Source organism: Vibrio sp. 10N.261.52.A1 (genome assembly GCF_002876325.1).
GTDB lineage: Bacteria > Pseudomonadota > Gammaproteobacteria > Enterobacterales > Vibrionaceae > Vibrio > Vibrio chagasii.
On sequence record NZ_MCYD01001352.1, the window covers coordinates 1 to 496 of the forward strand.

General features: G+C 46.0%; 2 protein-coding genes. Both read left to right on the forward strand.

The genetic code is table 11. The features are described 5' to 3' along the window. Positions 1–258: FliM/FliN family flagellar motor C-terminal domain-containing protein (locus tag BCT81_RS27670; protein WP_133152757.1), on the forward strand; the 258-nt coding region annotated here is incomplete at its 5' end. Further along, the coding region (locus tag BCT81_RS27675; protein ID WP_198596982.1) for a FliM/FliN family flagellar motor switch protein at positions 251–496 on the forward strand (246 nt) is incomplete at its 3' end. The genes BCT81_RS27670 and BCT81_RS27675, both read left to right, overlap by 8 nt.

A 496-nucleotide genomic window follows, 5' to 3' on the forward strand; every position in this document is an offset into this window, starting at 1 on the left:
CTGCGCGACATGATGGAAAGTAACGAAACATTTGATCGGGAAGAGATACTCGACAACCTGCGTTATCAACCCGTCGAATTAGGGTGCGTCATGCTTCACAAGCAGTGCACACTGCATGAGCTTTCTCAGCTGAAACCTGGGGATTTTATGCCCATGACCCTATGCAAAAACCTGACGGTTAAGGTCAACGGGCACCCAACTTTTTTTGGCAAACTTCAATCCATAAACTCTGAACTGGGAGTCGAAATCGATGGCTAACGATAAAGAGACACGCAACATTGACAGCTCAATGAGCGACCTAAACCTGCATGATGAATTGCCAGATCTTGATGATTTAGATCTGGATGATCTTACCGACGACATCGACCTTGGTGCCGACAAAGAGCATGTCAGTAACATCTCTCTGCTCAAGAGTATTCCTGTCGATATCACCGTTGAGGTTGCGCGTAAGACATTGATATTAGATGAGCTACTGAATCTAAAAGCGGGCAGTGTC